This is a genomic window from Sulfitobacter mediterraneus (assembly GCF_003054325.1).
GTDB lineage: Bacteria > Pseudomonadota > Alphaproteobacteria > Rhodobacterales > Rhodobacteraceae > Sulfitobacter > Sulfitobacter mediterraneus.
This window is the reverse complement of the sequence record NZ_QBKU01000036.1, coordinates 1-1,319: the sequence shown is the minus strand read 5'-3', so window position 1 is coordinate 1,319 and position 1,319 is coordinate 1. Positions and strand designations below refer to the sequence as shown.

Genomic DNA, 1,319 nt, shown 5'->3' with positions numbered 1-1,319 from the left:
TCAAGGATAAGAGCAATGGCGATCGAATTTCTCAAGCGCAGCAAGCCCGAGACAGAAAAAGCAGAAGATGACGCGAAGGTGCGGGATGTTGTGGCCTCCACTTTGGCGGATATCGAGGCGCGCGGCGATGCTGCGGTGCATGAGCTGGCGGTGAAGTTTGACGGCTATGACCGTCCCTCCTACCGCCTGTCGGATGACGAGATCGCGGCGATCATCGCCAAGGTGTCCGAGCGTGACATGGCCGACATCCGCTTTGCCCAGGAACAGGTGGTGAATTTTGCCAAGGCGCAGAGGGCCTCGATGACCGATATCGAGGTTGAAACGCTGCCCGGTGTGATCCTGGGCCACAAGAACATTCCGGTGCAATCAGTGGGCTGCTATGTGCCCGGCGGCAAGTTCCCGATGGTCGCCTCGGCGCATATGTCGGTGGCCACGGCCAAGGTGGCGGGGGTGCCGCGCATCATCGCCTGCACGCCGCCCTTCAACGGAGAGCCGAACCCGGCGGTGATTGCCGCGATGCACATCGGCGGCGCGGATGAGATCTATGTTCTGGGCGGCATTCAGGCGGTCGGCGCAATGGCCATCGGCACCGAAAGCATCGCGCCGGTGCATCTGCTGGTCGGGCCGGGCAATGCCTTTGTCGCCGAAGCCAAGCGCCAGCTCTTTGGCCGTGTGGGCATTGATCTGTTTGCGGGCCCCACCGAGACCATGGTGATTGCCGATGACACGGTGGATGCCGAGATGTGCGCCACCGATCTGCTGGGGCAGGCCGAGCATGGCTATAACAGCCCTGCCTGCCTGATCACCACCTCGCGCAAACTGGCCGAGGCCACGATGGCCGAGATCACACGCATCCTGCAAATCCTGCCCACCGCCAACACCGCTTCGGTCAGCTGGGAAGACTTTGGTGATGTGGTGCTGTGCGACACCCACGAGGAGATGCTGCAGGTCGCCAATGACATGGCCTATGAACATGTGCAGGTGATGACGGACCGCGATGATTGGTATCTGGAGAACATGCACAGCTATGGCGCGCTGTTCCTTGGCCCGCGCACCAATGTGGCCAATGGCGACAAGGTGATCGGCACCAACCACACGCTGCCCACCAAAAAGGCGGGGCGCTATACGGGCGGTCTGTGGGTCGGTAAATACCTCAAGACCCACAGCTATCAGAAAGTCACCACGGATGAAGCCGCCGCGATGATCGGCGCCTATGGTTCGCGCCTGTGCCTGCTCGAAGGCTTTGTCGGCCACGCCGAACAATGCAACCTGCGCGTCCGCCGCTATGGCGGCCAGAACGTGCCATATGGCGAGGCGGC

At 61.8% G+C, this 1,319-nt stretch carries 1 protein-coding gene; it reads left to right on the top strand.

What is annotated here, in order from left to right; genetic code table 11:
- Positions 1–15: 15 nt before the first annotated feature.
- A partial coding sequence (hisD, locus tag C8N31_RS20145; protein ID WP_107992412.1) for a histidinol dehydrogenase occupies positions 16–1,319 on the top strand: 1,304 nt, incomplete at its 3' end.